The organism is Enterobacter mori LMG 25706 (assembly GCF_000211415.1).
Lineage (GTDB): Bacteria > Pseudomonadota > Gammaproteobacteria > Enterobacterales > Enterobacteriaceae > Enterobacter > Enterobacter mori.
Genome location: NZ_GL890773.1, coordinates 221,436 through 238,882, shown reverse-complemented (window position 1 = coordinate 238,882; position 17,447 = coordinate 221,436). Strand labels below are relative to the sequence as shown.

Below are 17,447 nucleotides of genomic sequence, written 5' to 3'. Positions count from 1 at the left end.
CATTGTTTTTGGCGGGTGGCGCTTCGCTGACCCGCCCTACTTATTCGTAGGCCCGGTAAGCGGCAGCGCCACCGGGCGAAAAATCTCTAAACAGGTACCCACCGTGCTCAATAAACTCTCTCGTCTGCTGGATGAAGCAGGTATTTCGCTCACCGATCACCAGAAAAACCAGCTGGTGGCCTATGTCGATATGCTGAACAAATGGAACAAAGCGTACAACCTGACGTCAGTGCGCGATCCCAACGAGATGCTGATACGCCATATTCTCGATAGCATCGTGGTGGCGCCGTATCTGAAGGGGGAGCGCTTTATCGACGTGGGTACAGGACCTGGTTTACCGGGCGTTCCGCTGTCGATTGTTCGTCCTGAGAGCCATTTCACACTGCTGGACAGCCTCGGAAAACGTATTCGCTTCTTGCGCCAGGTTCAGCACGAGCTGAAGCTTGAAAACATCACTCCCGTCCAGAGCAGGGTAGAAGCGTTCCCGGCAGAGCCACCGTTTGATGGGGTGATTAGCCGTGCATTTGCCTCGCTCAACGATATGGTGAGCTGGTGTAAGCATCTGCCTGCGAAGGAAGGGCGTTTTTATGCCCTGAAAGGACTCGTCCCTGAGGACGAAATTGAGCAGCTCCCGGAAGGGTTTGCCGTGGAATCAATTGAAAAATTACAGGTCCCACACCTTGAAGGTGAGCGTCATCTGGTGATTCTTAAGCCAAACAATTTTTAAAAATTAAATAAAAAATTGGGAATTTGTGCTGTTCTTGTTGTGTTAAAAAGCAGCGCATTTCCGGGGATTATTCTGAGCTAAATTTAACCTTGTTGTTACCATGGGTTTTCTTGTAGTTAACGTTGCGGTTATTGTTCACCGTCAAGATAATCAACTGCGAAAATATCAGCCTGCTAAAAGTGAAAAGCGGCAACAAGAAAGCAATGTTAAATTTTTATTAAGAATGTCAATAAAAGGTTTTTGTTGTATACAGGGTTGTTTTGAAAATAGTTGCGATATTTTGTCTTTAATTTCATAAGGATGAAATAATCAGATTTACGTCTTTGATAAATACAACCTTATCGTAAATGTGCATTTTGTGATCTCGTGCACGCTTTCTCGCCAACGTTTTCGCGCTGTTTGCAGTTTTGCCTGAAGGTCAACGCGGACGCCAAAAGTTGAAAAACAGCGGCGGGGAAAAATATTTAAACATTTATTCACCTTTTCGCTACTTAATGTTTGAAATCACGGGTGCGCACCGTATAATTTGACCGCTTTTTGATGCTTGACTCTGAGCCTTAAAGGACGTTTTATACGACACGCGGCATACCTCGAAGGGAGCAGGAGTAAAAACGTGATGTCTGTGTCGCTCTTGAGTAGAAACGTTGCTCGTAAGCTTCTGTTCATTCAGTTTCTGGCTGTGATAGCAAGTGGACTGCTGTTTAGCCTCAAAGACCCCTTCTGGGGCATCTCCGCCGTGTGCGGGGGTTTGGCGGTGGTTCTGCCAAACGTGTTGTTTATGATTTTTGCCTGGCGTCATCAGGCGCATACACCCGCCAAAGGCCGCGTGGCCTGGTCCTTCGCCCTCGGCGAAGTGTGTAAGGTGTTGCTGACCTTTGCTCTACTGGTGATGGCGCTGGCGGTTTTGAAAGTGGTATTCATGCCGCTGATAGCAACGTGGGTTTTGGTGCTGGTGGTACAAGTTGTGGCTCCAGCTGTAATCAATAACAAAGGGTAAAAGGCATCATGGCTTCAGAAAATATGACGCCGCAGGATTACATAGGTCACCATCTGAATAACCTTCAGCTGGACCTGCGTACATTCTCGCTGGTGGATCCACATAAACCCCCCGGCCACCTTCTGGACGATCAACATCGACTCCATGTTCTTCTCGGTGGTTTTGGGTCTTCTGTTCCTGGCCATGTTCCGCGGTGTTGCTAAACGAGCGACCAGCGGTGTACCAGGGAAATTCCAGACCTTCGTCGAAATGATCATCGGCTTCGTCCATGGCAGCGTGAAAGACATGTACCATGGCAAGAGCAAGCTGATTGCTCCGCTGGCCCTGACCGTGTTCGTTTGGGTCTTCCTGATGAACCTGATGGACCTGCTGCCAATTGACCTGCTGCCGTTCATCGGCGAGCACATCTTCGGCCTGCCTGCGCTGCGTGTTGTACCGTCTGCGGACGTGAACATCACCCTGTCGATGGCACTGGGCGTGTTTATCCTGATTCTTTTCTACAGCATCAAAATGAAAGGCGTAAGCGGCTTTGTGAAAGAGCTTACCTTGCAGCCGTTCAACCACTGGGCGTTTATTCCGGTCAACCTGATCCTGGAAGGCGTTAGCCTGCTGTCCAAACCTGTTTCACTGGGTCTGCGACTGTTCGGCAACATGTATGCGGGTGAGCTGATTTTCATTCTGATCGCGGGTCTTCTGCCGTGGTGGTCACAGTGGATTCTGAATGTGCCATGGGCCATTTTCCACATCCTGATCATTACGCTGCAAGCCTTTATCTTCATGGTTCTGACGATCGTCTATCTGTCGATGGCGTCTGAAGAGCACTGATTTTTTACCAACACTACTACGTTTTAATTGAAACAAACTGGAGACTGTCATGGAAAACCTGAATATGGATCTGCTGTACATGGCTGCCGCTGTGATGATGGGTCTGGCGGCTATCGGTGCTGCGATCGGTATCGGCATCCTCGGGGGCAAATTCCTGGAAGGCGCAGCGCGTCAACCTGATCTGATTCCTCTGCTGCGTACTCAGTTCTTTATCGTTATGGGTCTGGTGGATGCAATCCCAATGATCGCTGTAGGTCTGGGTCTGTACGTGATGTTTGCTGTCGCGTAGTAGTAGTTTTAAAACCCCAAGCCACAGAAATTAAAGAGGTATTGTGCTGTGAACATGAACGCAACAATCCTCGGCCAGGCCATCGCGTTTATTCTCTTTGTCTGGTTCTGCATGAAGTATGTATGGCCGCCTTTAATGGCTGCCATCGAAAAACGTCAGAAAGAAATTGCTGACGGTCTGGCTTCCGCAGAACGCGCTAAGAAAGATTTGGACCTTGCACAGGCCAACGCGACAGACCAGCTGAAAAAAGCGAAAGCTGAAGCTCAGGTAATCATTGAACAGGCTAACAAACGCCGTTCTCAGATCCTGGACGAAGCCAAAGCTGAAGCAGAACAGGAACGTACTAAGATCGTGACACAGGCTCAGGCTGAAATTGAAGCTGAGCGTAAACGTGCTCGTGAAGAACTGCGTAAGCAGGTTGCGATTCTGGCTGTTGCTGGCGCCGAGAAGATCATCGAACGTTCCGTGGATGAAGCTGCTAACAGCGACATCGTGGACAAACTTGTCGCTGAACTGTAAGGAGGGAGGGGCTGATGTCTGAATTTGTTACGGTAGCTCGCCCCTACGCCAAAGCAGCTTTTGACTTTGCTGTCGAACACCAAAATGTCGATCGCTGGCAGGATATGCTGGCGTTTGCCGCTGAGGTGACGAAAAACGAACAAATGGCCGAGTTGCTGTCTGGTGCATTAGCGCCTGATACCCTCGCCGCGTCGTTTATCGCCGTGTGCGGAGAGCAACTGGATGCCAATGGCCAGAACCTGATTAAGGTTATGGCTGAAAATGGTCGTCTCCGTGTGCTCCCGGATGTTCTCGAGCAGTTTGAGCACTTACGTGCGCTGAGTGAAGCGACTGCCGAAGTCGAAGTGACTTCTGCGACTGAACTCAGTACCGAACAGCTTGCGAAAATCACCGCCGCGATGGAAAAACGTCTGTCACGCAAAGTTAAGCTGAATTGCAAAATCGATAAGTCTGTAATGGCAGGGGTAATCATCCGCTCGGGGGATATGGTCATTGATGGCAGCGTACGCGGCCGTCTAGAACGCCTTGCAGACGTCTTGCAGTCTTAAGGGGACTGGAGCATGCAACTGAATTCCACCGAAATCAGCGAACTGATCAAGCAGCGCATTGCTCAGTTCAATGTTGTGAGTGAAGCTCATAACGAAGGTACTATTGTTTCTGTAAGTGACGGTGTTATCCGCATCCACGGCCTGGCCGATTGTATGCAGGGTGAGATGATTTCCCTGCCGGGTAACCGTTACGCTATCGCACTGAACCTGGAGCGCGACTCCGTAGGTGCAGTTGTGATGGGTCCATACGCTGACCTCGCCGAAGGCATGAAGGTTAAGTGTACTGGCCGTATTCTGGAAGTGCCGGTTGGCCGTGGCCTGCTGGGTCGCGTAGTTAACACCCTGGGTGCGCCAATCGACGGTAAAGGTCCGGTTGAGCACGATGGCTTCTCCCCAATCGAAGTTATCGCGCCGGGCGTTATCGACCGTCAGTCCGTTGATCAGCCAGTGCAGACTGGTTATAAGTCCGTTGATGCCATGATCCCAATCGGTCGTGGTCAGCGTGAACTGATCATCGGTGACCGTCAGACCGGTAAAACCGCGATGGCAATCGACGCCATCATCAACCAGCGTGACTCCGGCATCAAATGTGTGTACGTGGCTATCGGCCAGAAAGCGTCCACCATTTCCAACGTGGTTCGTAAACTGGAAGAGCACGGCGCGCTGGCTAACACCATCGTTGTTGTGGCGACCGCTTCTGAATCTGCTGCACTGCAATACCTGGCGCCATACGCCGGTTGCGCAATGGGCGAATACTTCCGTGACCGCGGTGAAGATGCGCTGATCGTATACGATGACCTGTCTAAACAGGCTGTTGCTTATCGTCAGGTTTCCCTGCTGCTCCGTCGTCCACCTGGACGTGAAGCATTCCCGGGCGACGTATTCTACCTCCACTCTCGTCTGCTGGAGCGTGCTTCCCGCGTTAACGCGGAATACGTCGAGAACTTCACCAAAGGTGAAGTGAAGGGTCAAACGGGCTCTCTGACGGCTCTGCCGATCATTGAAACCCAGGCGGGTGACGTTTCTGCGTTCGTTCCGACCAACGTAATCTCTATTACCGATGGTCAGATCTTCCTGGAAACCAACCTGTTTAACTCCGGTATTCGTCCGGCAGTTAACCCGGGTATCTCCGTATCCCGTGTTGGTGGTGCTGCTCAGACCAAGATCATCAAGAAACTGTCCGGTGGTATCCGTACCGCGCTGGCACAGTATCGTGAACTGGCTGCGTTCTCTCAGTTCGCATCCGATCTGGACGAAGCAACCCGTAAACAGCTGAGCCACGGTCAGAAAGTGACCGAGCTGCTTAAGCAGAAACAGTACGCGCCAATGTCTGTTGCTCAGCAGGGCCTGGTGCTGTTCGCGGCTGAACGCGGTTACCTCGAAGATGTGGAACTGGCGAAAATCGGTAGCTTCGAAGCCGCTCTGCTGGCTTACGTCGACCGTGATCACGCTCCGCTGATGCAAGAGATCAACCAGACCGGGGGCTATAACGACGAAATCGAAGGCAAGCTGAAAGCTATCCTCGATTCCTTCAAAGCAACCCAGTCCTGGTAATCGTCCGGCGGCTTGTCTCACGACAAGCCGCCTGGCATTGAGGAGAAGCTCATGGCCGGCGCAAAAGAGATACGTAGTAAGATCGCAAGCGTCCAGAACACGCAAAAGATCACTAAAGCGATGGAGATGGTCGCCGCTTCCAAAATGCGTAAATCGCAGGATCGCATGGCGGCCAGCCGTCCTTATGCAGATACCATGCGCAAAGTGATTGGTCACCTTGCGAACGGTAATCTGGAATATAAGCACCCTTACCTGGAAGAACGCGACGTTAAGCGCGTGGGCTACCTGGTGGTGTCGACCGACCGTGGTCTGTGCGGCGGCTTGAACATTAACCTGTTCAAAAAACTGCTGGCGGATATGAAAGCATGGTCCGAGAAAGGCGTTCAGTGCGATATCGCAATGATCGGCTCTAAGGGCGTTTCTTTCTTTAACTCCGTGGGTGGCAACATTGTCGCTCAAGTGACCGGTATGGGTGATAACCCGTCCCTGTCCGAACTGATCGGTCCGGTTAAAGTGATGTTGCAGGCCTACGATGAAGGTCGTCTGGACAGACTGTATGTTGTCAGCAACAAATTTATTAACACGATGTCTCAGGTTCCAACGCTCACTCAAATGTTGCCTTTACCGGCATCAGAAGATGACGAGCTGAAGCAAAAAGCCTGGGATTACCTGTATGAACCTGATCCGAAACCGCTGCTGGATACCCTGCTGCGTCGTTACGTTGAATCACAGGTTTATCAGGGTGTTGTAGAAAACCTGGCCAGCGAGCAGGCCGCACGTATGGTGGCGATGAAAGCCGCGACCGACAATGGCGGCAGCCTGATTAAAGAGCTGCAGTTGGTATACAACAAAGCGCGTCAGGCCAGCATTACTCAGGAACTCACCGAGATCGTCGGTGGTGCATCCGCGGTATAACCAGGTTAATTCGTAGAGGATTCAAGATGGCGACTGGAAAAATTGTCCAGGTAATCGGCGCCGTGGTTGACGTCGAGTTCCCTCAGGATGCCGTACCGCGCGTGTACGATGCTCTTGAGGTACAGAATGGTAACGAGAGCCTGGTGCTGGAAGTTCAGCAGCAGCTCGGTGGTGGTATCGTGCGTACCATCGCAATGGGTTCTTCCGACGGTCTGCGTCGTGGTCTGGAAGTCAAAGACCTTGAGCACCCGATCGAAGTCCCGGTAGGTAAAGCAACACTGGGTCGTATCATGAACGTATTGGGTCAACCAATCGACATGAAAGGCGACATCGGTGAAGAAGAGCGTTGGGCTATCCACCGCGCAGCACCTTCCTACGAAGAGCTGTCAAGCTCTCAGGAACTGCTGGAAACCGGTATCAAAGTTATCGACCTGATGTGTCCGTTCGCGAAGGGCGGTAAAGTCGGTCTGTTCGGTGGTGCGGGTGTAGGTAAAACTGTAAACATGATGGAGCTGATCCGTAACATCGCGATCGAGCACTCCGGTTACTCTGTGTTTGCGGGCGTGGGTGAGCGTACTCGTGAGGGTAACGACTTCTACCACGAAATGACCGACTCCAACGTTCTGGACAAAGTTTCCCTGGTTTACGGCCAGATGAACGAGCCACCAGGAAACCGTCTGCGCGTTGCGCTGACCGGTCTGACTATGGCTGAGAAGTTCCGTGACGAAGGCCGTGACGTTCTGCTGTTCGTTGATAACATCTACCGTTACACCCTGGCCGGTACTGAAGTATCTGCACTGCTGGGTCGTATGCCTTCAGCGGTAGGTTATCAGCCAACGCTGGCGGAAGAGATGGGTGTTCTTCAGGAACGTATCACCTCTACCAAAACCGGTTCTATCACCTCCGTTCAGGCGGTATACGTACCTGCGGATGACTTGACTGACCCATCTCCAGCAACCACCTTTGCGCACTTAGATGCAACCGTGGTACTGAGCCGTCAGATCGCGTCTCTGGGTATCTACCCAGCCGTTGACCCACTGGACTCCACCAGCCGTCAGCTGGATCCACTGGTTGTTGGCCAGGAACACTACGACACCGCGCGTGGCGTACAGTCCCTGCTGCAGCGTTACCAGGAACTGAAAGACATCATCGCCATCCTGGGTATGGATGAACTGTCTGAAGAAGACAAACTGGTGGTAGCACGTGCGCGTAAGATCCAGCGCTTCCTGTCCCAGCCGTTCTTCGTTGCGGAAGTATTCACCGGTTCTCCGGGTAAATACGTTTCCCTGAAAGACACCATCCGTGGCTTTAAAGGCATCATGGAAGGCGAATACGATCACCTGCCAGAGCAGGCGTTCTACATGGTTGGTTCCATCGAAGAAGCCGTGGAAAAAGCCAAAAAACTTTAACGCCTTAATCGGAGGGTGATATGGCAATGACTTACCACCTGGACGTCGTCAGCGCAGAGCAACAAATGTTCTCTGGTCTGGTCGAGAAAATCCAGGTAACGGGTAGTGAAGGTGAACTGGGTATTTTCCCGGGTCACGCACCGCTGCTCACCGCCATTAAGCCTGGTATGATCCGCATCGTTAAACAGTTCGGTCATGAAGAGTTTATCTATCTGTCCGGCGGCATTCTTGAAGTGCAGCCTGGCAGTGTGACCGTTCTGGCCGATACCGCTATTCGTGGCCAGGATCTCGACGAAGCGCGAGCCCTGGAATCGAAGCGTAAGGCTGAAGAGCACATTAGCAGCTCTCATGGTGACGTGGATTACGCTCAGGCGTCTGCGGAGCTGGCCAAAGCGATCGCGAAATTGCGCGTTATCGAGTTGACCAAAAAAGCGATGTAACACCGGCTTGAAAAGCTCAAAAGCCAGTCTGGATACCAGGCTGGCTTTTTTTTTGCCTTAATTCATGATGAAAAAGATGTAGAATTTTAAGCATCAAACGTTTTTACTTCTTACTCAAACTACCGTCAGGATGCGTATGTCAAACAGTGCGATGAGCGTGGTGATCCTTGCCGCTGGCAAAGGTACCCGCATGTATTCCGATCTGCCTAAAGTGCTTCACACGTTGGCAGGAAAGCCAATGGTGCAGCATGTCATTGATGCAGCAAATGAATTGGGCGCTCGTCAGGTAAACCTGGTCTACGGCCACGGTGGCGATTTACTGAAAAAGACGCTGTGTGACGACAAGCTCAACTGGGTGCTTCAGGCTGAACAGCTGGGAACTGGCCATGCGATGCAGCAGGCGGCCCCGTTCTTTGCCGATGACGAAGACATTCTGATGCTGTACGGCGATGTCCCGCTGATCTCCGTTGAAACCCTGACCCGCCTGCGTGAAGCTAAACCCCAGGGCGGGATTGGCCTTCTCACCGTCGTACTGGACGACCCGAGCGGCTATGGCCGCATCACCCGCGAAAACGGCAAGGTGACCGGCATCGTAGAACACAAAGATGCCAGCGAAGAACAGCGCCAGATCCCGGAAATCAACACCGGTATCCTGATTGCCAACGGCGCGGATATGAAACGCTGGCTGTCTCAGCTCAACAACAATAATGCGCAGGGTGAATACTACATCACCGATATCATTGCGATGGCGTATCACGAAGGGCGTGAAATTGCTGCCGTTCATCCGGCGCGTATCAGCGAAACGGACGGCGTGAACAATCGTCTCCAGCTTTCCCGTCTTGAGCGTATTTATCAGTCCGAGCAGGCCGAAAAGCTGCTTCTTGCGGGTGTGATGCTTCGCGATCCGGCACGTTTCGATCTGCGCGGCACCCTGTCGCACGGGCGTGACGTTGAGATTGATACTAACGTTATCGTTGAAGGCAACGTCACGCTGGGCAACCGCGTCAAAATTGGCACCGGCTGCGTGATTAAAAACAGCGTTATCGGTGACGGCTGCGAAATTAGCCCGTACAGCGTGGTGGAAGATGCCCGTCTGGATGTGGCTTGTACTATCGGCCCGTTTGCACGCTTGCGCCCGGGTGCCGAACTGCTGGAAGGCGCTCACGTAGGCAACTTCGTGGAAATGAAAAAAGCGCGTCTGGGTAAAGGCTCGAAAGCCGGTCATCTGACCTATCTGGGCGATGCGGAAATTGGCGACAACGTGAACATCGGCGCGGGAACCATTACCTGCAACTATGACGGTGCCAACAAGTTTAAAACCATCATCGGTGATGACGTGTTCGTTGGCTCCGATACGCAGCTGGTGGCGCCTGTTACCGTGGGTAACGGCGTGACCATTGCTGCTGGAACAACCGTTACCCGCGATGTGGCCGCGAACGAGCTGGTGTTAAGCCGCGTTCCGCAGGTCAACAAGCAGGGCTGGAAACGCCCGGTGAAGAAAAAGTAACAACAAGGCGGGTGGCGCTACGCTTACCCGCCCTACGATTGAGTAGGCCTGATAAGGCGTAGCCGTCATCAGGCAAACCCGGGTGAGGAGATAAATATATATCTCCCCCCACAAGCAGTACCCATAAAAATAACCCCACTCTCTACAAGGCTCGGGGCGCCCGGAAAGGGTAAATACAGGTCAGCGACAACGCAGGCATCATGCCTAAATTCGGAATCTAAAACTATGTGTGGAATTGTTGGCGCAGTTGCGCAGCGTGATATTGCTGAAATCCTTCTCGAAGGTTTACGTCGTCTGGAATACCGTGGCTACGACTCTGCCGGTTTGGCTGTCGTTGATGCAGAAGGTCATATGACCCGTCTGCGCCGTCTCGGTAAAGTGCAGATGCTGGCCCAGGCCGCGGAAGAACACCCGCTGCACGGTGGTACCGGTATTGCGCATACCCGCTGGGCGACGCACGGCGAACCGTCTGAAGGTAACGCGCACCCGCATGTGTCTGAACACATCGTGGTCGTGCACAACGGCATTATCGAAAACCACGAACCGCTGCGCGAAGAACTGAAAGCGCGCGGCTACACCTTCGTCTCTGAAACTGACACCGAAGTGATTGCTCACCTGGTGCACTGGGAGCTGGAGCAGGGCGGCACGCTGCGTGAAGCGGTACTGCGCACCATTCCTCAGCTGCGCGGTGCCTACGGTACGGTGATCATGGATTCCCGCGACCCGTCTACGCTGCTGGCCGCGCGTTCCGGTAGCCCGATGGTTATCGGTCTGGGCATGGGTGAAAACTTCATCGCTTCTGACCAGCTGGCGCTCCTGCCGGTTACCCGTCGCTTTATCTTCCTGGAAGAGGGGGATATCGCGGAAGTGACCCGTCGCAGCGTGACCGTATTCGATACCAAAGGCGAGCAGGTAAAACGCCAGGAGATCGAATCTAACCTGCAGTACGACGCGGGCGACAAAGGCGCGTACCGTCACTACATGCAGAAAGAGATCTACGAGCAGCCAAACGCCATCAAAAACACCCTTACCGGGCGCATTAGCCACGGTGAAGTGGATCTGAGCGAGCTGGGCGCAAACGCCAACGAACTGCTCGGCAAGGTCGAGCATATTCAGATCGTGGCCTGTGGCACCTCCTACAACTCCGGTATGGTCTCTCGCTACTGGTTTGAATCCCTGGCGGGCGTGCCGTGCGACGTGGAAATCGCGTCTGAATTCCGCTATCGCAAATCCGCGGTGCGCCGTAACAGCCTGATGATCACCCTTTCCCAGTCCGGCGAAACGGCAGACACGCTGGCAGCGCTGCGCCTGTCTAAAGAGCTCGGTTACCTGGGTTCGCTGGCCATCTGTAACGTCCCAGGCTCATCGCTGGTGCGTGAGTCCGATCTGGCACTGATGACCAAAGCGGGTACCGAAATCGGCGTGGCCTCCACGAAAGCCTTTACCACTCAGTTGACCGTTCTGCTGATGCTGGTGGCGAAACTGGCGCGTCTGAAAGGCGAAGATGCTTCCGTTGAGCACGACATCGTTCACGGCCTGCAGGCGCTGCCGAGCCGTATTGAGCAGATGCTGTCTCAGGACAAACGCATTGAAGCGCTGGCTGAAGACTTCTCTGACAAACATCACGCCCTGTTCCTGGGTCGTGGCGATCAGTATCCGATTGCGCTGGAAGGCGCGCTGAAGCTGAAAGAGATCTCTTACATCCACGCTGAAGCCTATGCGGCAGGCGAGCTGAAACACGGCCCGCTGGCGCTGATCGACGCAGATATGCCGGTCATCGTTGTGGCACCTAACAACGAACTGCTGGAAAAACTGAAATCCAACATCGAAGAAGTGCGCGCCCGCGGCGGTGTCCTGTACGTCTTCGCTGATAAAGATGCCGGTTTCGCCAGCAGTGACAACATGCACATCATCGAGATGCCGCACGTTGAAGAGGTGATTGCACCGATCTTCTACACCGTTCCGCTGCAGCTTCTGGCCTATCACGTGGCGCTGATCAAAGGCACCGACGTTGACCAGCCACGTAACCTGGCGAAATCCGTCACCGTAGAATAATCCCTTCAGACTCCACCTTCGGGTGGAGTTTTTTTATGACAATCTGTCATTTTCAGCTATTTTTTCAGTGTCACATAAAGAAAATATTACTGAAAACAGGTTGTCACATTCCTCTTTAAGTTCATGATAAACATATAAAGTTTTACGTAATTTTAAGTGAAATTTTCGTTGTCATAAAACTGTCATAATTCGTACATTTATCTGTCACCTGTTTGTCCTATTTTGCTCATCGTAGCCACTTAAACAATGATTTACGAAATCCTTGCAGGAGACATTATGAAAGTTATGCGTACCACTGTCGCAACTGTTGTCGCCGCGACCTTATCGATGAGCGCTTTCTCTGCATTCGCAGCAGCAAGCCTGACTGGCGCTGGTGCAACCTTCCCTGCGCCGGTGTATGCCAAATGGGCAGATACCTACCAGAAAGAAACCGGTAACAAGGTTAACTATCAGGGTATCGGCTCCTCCGGTGGCGTAAAACAAATTACCGCTAATACCGTAGATTTCGGTGCGTCAGATGCCCCTCTGTCTGATGAAAAACTGAATCAGGAAGGCCTGTTCCAGTTCCCGACCGTGATCGGCGGCGTTGTGCTGGCCGTTAACATCCCTGGCCTGAAGTCAGGCGAGCTGGTGCTGGACGGCAAAACCCTGGGTGACATCTACCTGGGTAAAATCAAAAAATGGGATGACGAAGCCATCACCAAACTGAACCCGGGCGTTAAGCTGCCTTCGCAGAATATCGCTGTGGTTCGTCGTGCTGACGGTTCCGGTACCTCCTTCGTCTTCACCAGCTATCTGGCGAAAGTGAACGAAGAGTGGAAATCTAAAGTCGGCTCCGGCTCTACCGTTAACTGGCCAACCGGTCTGGGCGGTAAAGGTAACGACGGTATCGCCGCGTTCGTACAGCGTCTGCCAGGCTCCATCGGTTACGTAGAATACGCTTACGCTAAGCAGAACAACCTGGCTTACACCAAACTGGTTTCAGCTGACGGTAAACCGGTTAGCCCGACCGAAGAGAACTTTGCTAACGCCGCAAAAGGCGCTGACTGGAGCAAATCCTTCGCGCAGGACCTGACTAACCAGAAAGGTGACGACGCGTGGCCAATCACCTCTACGACGTTCATTCTGATTCACAAAGATCAGAAGAAACCAGAGCAGGGTACTGAAGTGCTGAAGTTCTTCGACTGGGCATACAAAAATGGTGGCAAACAGGCTAACGACCTGGATTACGCCAGCCTGCCAGACAGCGTGGTTGAGCAGATTCGTGCTGCATGGAAAACCAACGTGAAAGACAGCAGCGGTAAAGCGCTGTACTAACAGGATATATTTAACGAAGATGGCGGGTGGCGCTGCGCTTACCCGCCCTACGGTTTAATCTGTAGGCCCGGTAAGCGTCAGCGCCACCGGGCATATTCGTAAGACGTCTCAAACAGAAGAGTGATTTATGGCTGCAACCAAGCCTGCATTTAACCCTCCGGGTAAAAAAGGTGACATGATTTTCAGCGCGCTGGTCAAACTGGCTGCGCTGATTGTGCTATTGCTGCTGGGCGGCATTATCGTGTCTCTGATTTTCTCCTCCTGGCCGAGCATCCAGAAATTTGGGTTCTCCTTCCTGTGGACTAAAGAGTGGGACGCGCCGAACGATATCTATGGAGCCCTGGTGCCAATTTACGGCACGCTGGTGACCTCGTTCATCGCCCTGCTGATTGCGGTTCCTGTGAGCTTTGGTATTGCCCTGTTCCTGACGGAACTGGCGCCTGGCTGGCTGCGACGCCCGCTCGGTATTGCTATCGAACTGCTGGCGGCCATTCCAAGTATCGTTTACGGCATGTGGGGTCTGTTCATCTTTGCTCCGCTGTTCGCAACGTACTTCCAGGAGCCGGTCGGTAACGTGCTTTCCGCCATTCCGTTTGTGGGGGCCCTGTTCTCAGGCCCGGCATTCGGTATCGGTATTCTGGCAGCGGGTGTGATCCTCGCCATCATGATTATTCCTTACATTGCGGCGGTTGTGCGCGATGTCTTGGAACAAAGCCCGGTGATGATGAAAGAGTCAGCCTACGGCATCGGCTGCACCACCTGGGAAGTTATCTGGCGCATTGTTCTTCCGTTCACCAAAAATGGGGTGATCGGGGGCGTGATGCTGGGCTTAGGTCGTGCGCTGGGTGAAACCATGGCGGTCACCTTTATCATCGGTAACACCTACCAGCTCGACAGCGCGTCGCTCTACATGCCGGGCAACAGTATTACCTCTGCACTGGCAAACGAATTTGCGGAAGCGGAATCCGGCCTGCACGTTGCGGCACTGATGGAGCTGGGGCTGATACTGTTTGTTATCACCTTCATTGTTCTGGCGATTTCCAAGCTGATGATTATGCGTCTCGCCAAAAATGAGGGGGCACGCTAATGGCAACTCTCGAAATGCAAGCTACCGCTGAGCTGGCGGAATCCCGCCGCAAAATGCAGGCCAAACGCCGCATAAAAAACCGGATTGCGTTAACGCTCTCTATGGCGACGATGGCATTCGGCCTGTTCTGGCTGGTCTGGATCCTCTTCTCGACGATCGTTCGTGGAATTGACGGTATGTCGCTGGCGCTGTTCACCGAGATGACGCCTCCGCCAAACACGGCGGGTGGTGGGCTGGCGAACGCCCTGGCGGGTAGCGGCCTGCTGATCCTGTGGGCGACGGTCTTCGGTACGCCGCTGGGCATCATGGCGGGCATCTACCTGGCAGAATATGGGCGTAAATCCTGGCTGGCGGAAGTGATTCGCTTCATCAACGACATTCTGCTGTCCGCGCCGTCTATCGTGGTGGGTCTGTTCGTCTACACCGTCGTGGTGGCACAGATGGAACACTTCTCCGGCTGGGCGGGTGTGATTGCGCTGGCGCTGCTGCAGGTGCCTATCGTCATTCGTACCACCGAGAACATGCTGAAACTGGTGCCGGACAGCCTGCGTGAAGCGGCTTACGCGCTGGGTACGCCGAAATGGAAGATGATCTCCGCGATTACGCTGAAAGCGTCTATCTCCGGGATCATGACCGGTATCCTGCTGGCGATTGCACGTATTGCAGGTGAAACGGCGCCACTGCTGTTTACATCCCTCTCCAACCAGTTCTGGAGTACGGACATGATGCAGCCGATCGCCAACCTGCCGGTGACGATTTTTAAATTTGCGATGAGTCCATTCGCGGAGTGGCAGCAGCTGGCCTGGGCCGGGGTGCTGATCATTACCCTTTGCGTACTGTTGCTGAACATTCTGGCGCGCGTCATTTTCGCGAAGAAGAAACACGGTTAAATTTTTACGGCGCGGCAGCTCGCGGCGCCGAATGAGGAAATGAGTCAATGAGTATGGTTGATACTGCCCCGGGTAAGATTCAGGTTCGTGATTTGAACTTCTACTACGGCAAATTCCATGCCCTGAAGAACATTAACCTGGATATCGCTAAGAACCAGGTCACGGCATTTATCGGTCCATCCGGCTGTGGAAAATCCACGCTGCTGCGTACCTTTAACAAAATGTATTCGCTCTATCCGGAGCAGCGCGCCGAAGGTGAAATCATCCTGGACGGTGAAAACATTCTGACCCAGGCCCAGGATATCGCCCTGCTGCGTGCCAAAGTAGGTATGGTGTTCCAGAAACCCACGCCGTTCCCGATGTCGATTTATGACAACATCGCCTTTGGCGTGCGCCTGTTTGAAAAGCTCTCCCGTGCCGATATGGACGAGCGCGTGCAGTGGGCGTTGACCAAGGCCGCATTATGGAATGAAACCAAAGATAAATTGCACCAGAGCGGTTACTCTCTCTCCGGTGGTCAGCAGCAGCGTCTGTGCATTGCGCGCGGTATCGCCATTCGCCCGGAAGTGTTGCTGCTGGATGAGCCGTGTTCAGCGCTGGACCCGATCTCAACCGGCCGTATTGAAGAGCTCATCACCGAGCTGAAGCAGGATTACACCGTGGTTATCGTGACCCACAACATGCAACAGGCTGCGCGTTGTTCCGATCATACGGCGTTTATGTATCTGGGCGAGTTGATTGAGTTCAGCGATACGGATGCGCTGTTCACCAGGCCCGCGAAGAAACAAACCGAAGATTATATTACTGGCCGCTACGGTTGATTTGCCTTAGTGCATGTGGAGAAACCATGGACAACCTCAATCTTAATAAACACATTTCCGGCCAGTTCAACGCAGAGCTGGAAAGCATTCGCACCCAGGTGATGACCATGGGCGGCATGGTCGAGCAGCAGCTTTCTGATGCAATTACGGCGATGCACAACCAGGACAGCGAACTGGCGAAGCGCGTCATTGAAGGCGACAAAAACGTCAACATGATGGAAGTGGCTATCGACGAAGCTTGCGTGCGCATTATCGCGAAACGCCAGCCGACGGCGAGCGATCTGCGTCTGGTGATGGCGATCATCAAGACCATCGCCGAGCTGGAGCGTATTGGTGACGTTGCGGATAAAATCTGCCGTACCGCGCTGGAGAAGTTCTCTCAGCAGCACCAGCCGCTGCTGGTGAGCCTGGAGTCGCTGGGCCGCCACACCGTGCAGATGCTGCACGACGTGCTGGATGCCTTTGCGCGTATGGATCTGGACGAAGCGGTGCGTATTTACCGTGAAGACAAGAAAGTCGACCAGGAGTATGAAGGCATTGTGCGTCAGCTGATGACCTACATGATGGAAGATTCACGTACCATCCCAAGCGTACTGACTGCCCTGTTCTGCGCGCGCTCCATCGAGCGTATCGGGGACCGCTGCCAGAACATTTGCGAATACATCTTCTACTTCGTGAAAGGTCAGGACTTCCGTCACGTGGGCGGCGACGAGCTGGACAAGCTGCTGGCGGGTAAAGATCCGAAAGAGTGATGTTTGTGGCGGGTGGCGCTATCGCTTACCCGCCCTACGAGCCTTGTAGGCCGGATAAGCGTTAGCGCCATCCGGCTTTGTTTTTTCAGCGAGTAATATCCCACCCGCGCGCCTTCCACAGTTCCGGCAGCTGCGCCAGATCGGTAAAGGTTGTCACGTTTGGATGCTCGATCGGCTTGTTGGTGCGGATCGGCGCAGAAGTAAAACACCTCCATGCCCGCATCAATCCCCGACTGTGCACCCGCAGACGAATCATCCACCAGAATGCAGTTCTCGACGTTGACGTTCATCGCTTTTGCCGCATGGAACATCAGCGCCGGGTCGGGCTTCCAGCGCTGGATATCGTAGCCGCTGAACAGTTTTTCCGGGAAATGGTGCAACATCTCAAGCTTGCCCAGCGAGTGCTGCATTTTGCTGACCGGGCCGTTAGAGACCACGCAGATTGGCACCGTCATCGCATCCAGCAACGCGTTAGCCCCGGCGATAACTTCCAGCTCGGAGTCGAACAGGCGTGCAACCTCGGCGCGGTACACCGGTTCCAGATCGGCTTTCGCCAGATCCACACCGTGTTCCTGGTTAATGATGTCGATGATCTCGTACAGCTTCACGCCCTTAAAGCGTTTGAACACCTCTTCGAGATCGAGCGTAATGCCAAATTCCTGGAACATGGCCACATATGCGCGGGAACAAATGACCTCACTGTCGACCAGCGTTCCGTCGCAGTCGAAAAATACCGCTTCAATTCCGGACATGCCTTTCCCTTTTAACAAGTTTAACGTTTACGTACGGCAGTTT

At 53.3% G+C, this 17,447-nt stretch carries 16 protein-coding genes and 2 pseudogenes; 17 read left to right on the top strand and 1 reads right to left on the bottom strand.

Annotation, left to right across the window (positions count from 1 at the left end):
- The first annotated feature begins 103 nt into the window (after nucleotides 1-103).
- The 17 genes and pseudogenes from rsmG to phoU all read left to right on the top strand — a co-directional run bounded on the left by rsmG (nucleotide 104) and on the right by phoU (nucleotide 16,652).
- Nucleotides 104-727 carry a 16S rRNA (guanine(527)-N(7))-methyltransferase RsmG gene (gene rsmG, locus ENTMO_RS0101805; RefSeq protein ID WP_010426599.1) on the top strand — a complete coding sequence of 208 codons (624 nt, stop codon included), beginning with the start codon at nucleotides 104-106 and terminating at the stop codon, nucleotides 725-727.
- 616 nt (nucleotides 728-1,343) lie between these two features.
- Entirely contained in the window at nucleotides 1,344-1,724 is a 381-nt protein-coding gene (atpI, locus tag ENTMO_RS0101800; RefSeq protein WP_010426597.1) for a F0F1 ATP synthase subunit I, read from the top strand.
- An 8-nt stretch (nucleotides 1,725-1,732) separates the two neighbouring features.
- A pseudogene (gene atpB / locus ENTMO_RS23660) lies at nucleotides 1,733-2,549 on the top strand (F0F1 ATP synthase subunit A).
- Between the two features lie 49 nt (nucleotides 2,550-2,598).
- Nucleotides 2,599-2,838 carry a F0F1 ATP synthase subunit C gene (gene atpE / locus ENTMO_RS0101790; protein ID WP_000429386.1) on the top strand — a complete coding sequence of 80 codons (240 nt, stop codon included), beginning with the start codon at nucleotides 2,599-2,601 and terminating at the stop codon, nucleotides 2,836-2,838.
- Between the two features lie 48 nt (nucleotides 2,839-2,886).
- Entirely contained in the window at nucleotides 2,887-3,357 is a 471-nt protein-coding gene (gene atpF, locus ENTMO_RS0101785; RefSeq protein ID WP_003862370.1) for a F0F1 ATP synthase subunit B, read from the top strand.
- Nucleotides 3,358-3,371: 14 nt separating this feature from the next.
- On the top strand, nucleotides 3,372-3,905 hold the full coding sequence (atpH, locus tag ENTMO_RS0101780; protein ID WP_010426590.1) for a F0F1 ATP synthase subunit delta: 534 nt from the start codon (nucleotides 3,372-3,374) through the stop codon (nucleotides 3,903-3,905).
- 12 nt (nucleotides 3,906-3,917) lie between these two features.
- Complete coding sequence (gene atpA / locus ENTMO_RS0101775) at nucleotides 3,918-5,459, top strand: F0F1 ATP synthase subunit alpha (RefSeq protein ID WP_010426588.1); 1,542 nt, start codon at nucleotides 3,918-3,920, stop codon at nucleotides 5,457-5,459.
- 51 nt (nucleotides 5,460-5,510) lie between these two features.
- A complete protein-coding gene (gene atpG / locus ENTMO_RS0101770; RefSeq protein WP_010426586.1) occupies nucleotides 5,511-6,374 on the top strand; it encodes a F0F1 ATP synthase subunit gamma in 864 nt (287 codons plus the stop codon).
- Between the two features lie 26 nt (nucleotides 6,375-6,400).
- Entirely contained in the window at nucleotides 6,401-7,783 is a 1,383-nt protein-coding gene (gene atpD, locus ENTMO_RS0101765; RefSeq protein ID WP_003862362.1) for a F0F1 ATP synthase subunit beta, read from the top strand.
- Nucleotides 7,784-7,803: 20 nt separating this feature from the next.
- Entirely contained in the window at nucleotides 7,804-8,223 is a 420-nt protein-coding gene (locus tag ENTMO_RS0101760) for a F0F1 ATP synthase subunit epsilon (RefSeq protein ID WP_006177560.1), read from the top strand.
- A 136-nt stretch (nucleotides 8,224-8,359) separates the two neighbouring features.
- A complete protein-coding gene (glmU, locus tag ENTMO_RS0101755; protein WP_010426583.1) occupies nucleotides 8,360-9,730 on the top strand; it encodes a bifunctional UDP-N-acetylglucosamine diphosphorylase/glucosamine-1-phosphate N-acetyltransferase GlmU in 1,371 nt (456 codons plus the stop codon).
- A gap of 225 nt (nucleotides 9,731-9,955) precedes the next feature.
- Entirely contained in the window at nucleotides 9,956-11,785 is a 1,830-nt protein-coding gene (gene glmS / locus ENTMO_RS0101750) for a glutamine--fructose-6-phosphate transaminase (isomerizing) (RefSeq protein WP_010426581.1), read from the top strand.
- Nucleotides 11,786-12,061: 276 nt separating this feature from the next.
- Nucleotides 12,062-13,102: a phosphate ABC transporter substrate-binding protein PstS gene (pstS, locus tag ENTMO_RS0101745; protein WP_010426579.1), complete on the top strand. Its 1,041-nt coding sequence runs from the start codon at nucleotides 12,062-12,064 to the stop codon at nucleotides 13,100-13,102.
- 127 nt (nucleotides 13,103-13,229) lie between these two features.
- Nucleotides 13,230-14,189, top strand: a complete 960-nt coding sequence (gene pstC / locus ENTMO_RS0101740; RefSeq protein ID WP_010426578.1) for a phosphate ABC transporter permease PstC — start codon at nucleotides 13,230-13,232, stop codon at nucleotides 14,187-14,189.
- A complete protein-coding gene (pstA, locus tag ENTMO_RS0101735; protein WP_010426576.1) occupies nucleotides 14,189-15,079 on the top strand; it encodes a phosphate ABC transporter permease PstA in 891 nt (296 codons plus the stop codon). The genes pstC and pstA overlap by 1 nt, the downstream gene beginning before the upstream one ends.
- 47 nt (nucleotides 15,080-15,126) lie before the next feature.
- Entirely contained in the window at nucleotides 15,127-15,900 is a 774-nt protein-coding gene (gene pstB / locus ENTMO_RS0101730; protein WP_010426574.1) for a phosphate ABC transporter ATP-binding protein PstB, read from the top strand.
- A 26-nt stretch (nucleotides 15,901-15,926) separates the two neighbouring features.
- Entirely contained in the window at nucleotides 15,927-16,652 is a 726-nt protein-coding gene (gene phoU / locus ENTMO_RS0101725; RefSeq protein ID WP_008500182.1) for a phosphate signaling complex protein PhoU, read from the top strand.
- Between the two features lie 85 nt (nucleotides 16,653-16,737).
- On the opposite strand, the pseudogene yieH reads toward phoU, so the two are convergent.
- Nucleotides 16,738-17,404: pseudogene (gene yieH, locus ENTMO_RS23655) on the bottom strand (6-phosphogluconate phosphatase).
- Nucleotides 17,405-17,447: the final 43 nt, after the last annotated feature.